This window comes from Brotocaccenecus cirricatena (assembly GCF_020687045.1).
Taxonomy (GTDB): domain Bacteria; phylum Bacillota; class Clostridia; order Oscillospirales; family Oscillospiraceae; genus Vescimonas; species Vescimonas cirricatena.
Window position 1 is genome coordinate 1 of record NZ_JAJEPW010000122.1, and the last position, 2,801, is coordinate 2,801.

Consider the following 2,801-nt stretch of genomic DNA (forward strand, 5'->3'; position numbering starts at 1 on the left):
CGGGGTTTTCCCGCGCCGCCGCGTTTGTCGGCAGAGAATCGCCGAAGCGCCGCCGGTGGCGGATGAAGCGAGGCGATTTCGAGGAAGTGCTCCGACTGTCGCCGCGACAGCGGCCGAGAGTCGGCTGGCACGATGGTGGGCAGACATGGGCCCCGCCCTACGAGAATGTGTATTGAAGGATTGCCGGCACGCGGGCCCCGCCCTACAAGGCGTGTGCCGATAGAATATCCCGTAGGGCAGGGCCCATGTGCCCTGCCGCGTAGGAACGGAACGATTCCCGGACCCCCCGAAAACCCATTACCCATAAAAGGAGACGCAATATGGCAAAAATGACCTGGCTGGAACGGCGGTATCGCCGCAGCCGCCTGGACTATGTGCGCCACATCACCATCGACCCACGGGGTCCCGGCGTGGTGCGCATCCACATGATCCCGCCCCGGACGGAGGACCCCGCCGACCCGTTTCTTCTGCTTTTGAACGGGGCGCAGCTGGTGCCCCTGAATCTGAGCTGGGCTATCCTGCTGGCCAATTTCATGGACCAGCTGGAGCCCTGGAGCGGCCGGGAGATCGGAGAGCAGGACTGGCAGTCCATGCTTTCGGCGGCGGTGAAGGCCACCCGCCGCACCTATCCCGGCACCGGGAAAGCCGTTCTGCTGGGGGACCTGGAGCTGATGCTCCGGAGCATCGTGGCCATCGCCCGGGGGCAGGAGCCTCCGGCGGAGGTGGGAGCCCTCTCCCTGGGCGAATACGCCGGGCGGATGTCCGCCCCCCACCGGATGGACCTGATGATCAGCGCCATGACCCGGGAGGGCCGGTGGCACTGCAACCAGAAGTGCCTGCACTGCTACGCCGCCGGGCAGACCCTGGGGGAGACGCCGGAGCTGACCACGGACCAGTGGCGGGAGCTTTTAGAGAAGCTGCGCCGGGCCAACATCCCCCAGGTGACCTTCACCGGCGGGGAGCCCACCCTGCGGCCGGACCTGCCGGAGCTGGTGGAGGCGGCCCAGTGGTTCGTCACCCGGCTGAACACCAACGGCCGCCTGCTGACGCCGGAGCTGTGCCGCAGTCTGTCTGAGGCCAGCCTGGACAGCGTGCAGGTGACGCTGTACGACGCCCGGCGGGACGTCCACAACGCCCTGGTGGGGGCGGAGGGCTTCGACGACACGGTGCAGGGCATCCGCAATGCCGCGGCGGCGGGGCTGATCGTGTCGGTGAACACGCCCCTGTGCAGCCTGAACCGGGACTATGCCGAAACCCTGCGGTTCGTCCACGGCCTGGGGGTGCGGTACGTCACCTGTTCGGGGCTGATCCCCACCGGCTCCGCCGCCGGGGAGGAGAGCCGGGCCACCCGGCTGAGCCAAGAGGAGCTGACGGACATCCTCCGCCGGGCGGCGGAAACGGCCCACGGCCTGGGCATGGAGCTGGACTTCACCAGCCCCGGCTGGCTGCCGGAGGAGGCCCTCCGGGACATGGGCCTGCACCTGATCCCCAGCTGCGGGGCGTGCCTGTCCAACATGGCCCTGGCCCCGGACGGCACGGTGCTGCCCTGCCAGAGCTGGCTGGAGGGCCCGGGCCTGGGGAATCTGCTGACCGACGACTGGCGCGGCATCTGGGACGGCGAGCCATGCCGCCGCATCCGGGCGGAAAGCGCCAAAATGGAGCACATCTGCCAGCTGCGGCAGGAAGGGGGCTGCTGACCATGCGTAAAATTCTGTGCCGGGCGATGCTGTGCCTGTGTCTGGTGCTGGCCCTGGGGCCGGTACATACGGCCTTCGCCCAGGACCTGGACCGCATCGAGTCCTACTCTGTGGACGTGACCCCCAACACCCAGGACGGCAGCCTGCGGATCCAGGTGACCCTGGAGTGGACGGTGCTGGCGGAGGGGCCTGTCAGCTGGGTGAAGATCGGCGTGCCCAACGGCAGCATCCGCCAGGAGCAGGCCCTGACGGACAACATCGACCGCCTGAGCTTCGACAACAGCTATATGTATGTGTACTTCAACCGGGACTATGACGACGGGGAGACCTTCCGGTTCTCCTACAGCTGGATCCAGGAGTATATGTACACCCTGGGGGCCGACGGCTCCGTGGAGTATGTCTATACCCCCGGCTGGTTCAACGAGGCCCGGGTGGGGCAGATGACCCTGACCTGGCACGATCCGGCGGGGGTGGACGGCGTGGACTCCCTGGGAAATACCGGCGGGGACCATGCGGCGGTCCTGACGGACCTGGACCACGGCCAGCAGCTGGACTTTACTGTCCGGTACGACAGCTGGCCCGCCCAGCTGGCCCAGGAGGGCAGCCGGGACAACCTGCCCCAGGACAACGATCCGGGATACGATCCGGGATATGACCCGGATTACCAGGACGACGGCGGCCTGGGTCTGGTGGGGCTGGTGATCCTGCTGGTGGTGGTGTTCCTTATCGTCAGGGTGGCGGCGGCCTCCGACGGATATCGGGGCGGCTTCGGCACCCACTATGTGTTCGTCAGCGGCCTGTGGTATCCGGCGGGACCCGACGGACGGCCCCGGCCCGGCTCCCACGGTACCCGGGAAAAACCGAAACCGCCCCGCAGCGGCGGCTTCGGCGGCGGCAGCCGGGGAGGCGGCTTCGGAGGGGGCGGCTTCGGCGGCGGGGGACACTGCGCCTGCGCCAGCAGCTGCGCCTGTGCGTGCGCCTGCGCCTGTGCCGGCGGCGGCCGGGCCGGATGCAGCGCCAAGAACCTCTATGGCGCGGTGCATCTGGACCAGGAGCTTACCCGGGAAATAGAGCAATAAGAAATGGCGTGCGCCCCCGGCGCAC

At 68.3% G+C, this 2,801-nt stretch carries 2 protein-coding genes; both read left to right on the forward strand.

Annotation, left to right across the window (positions count from 1 at the left end; genetic code table 11):
• The first annotated feature begins 320 nt into the window (after positions 1-320).
• The gene (locus tag LKD37_RS17165; RefSeq protein WP_302930280.1) at positions 321-1,697 is read left to right on the forward strand and encodes a radical SAM/SPASM domain-containing protein; all 1,377 of its coding nucleotides are present in this window, start codon (positions 321-323) and stop codon (positions 1,695-1,697) included.
• Positions 1,698-1,699: 2 nt separating this feature from the next.
• The gene (locus LKD37_RS17170) at positions 1,700-2,776 is read left to right on the forward strand and encodes a hypothetical protein (protein WP_302930281.1); all 1,077 of its coding nucleotides are present in this window, start codon (positions 1,700-1,702) and stop codon (positions 2,774-2,776) included.
• Positions 2,777-2,801 lie beyond the last annotated feature (25 nt).

Excerpts from the sequence above, each read along its gene's own strand:
- LKD37_RS17165 (WP_302930280.1), top strand. The coding sequence starts at position 321 with ATGGCAAAAATGACCTGGCTGGAACGGCGGTATCGCCGCAGCCGCCTG.
- LKD37_RS17170 (WP_302930281.1), top strand. The coding sequence starts at position 1,700 with ATGCGTAAAATTCTGTGCCGGGCGATGCTGTGCCTGTGTCTGGTGCTG.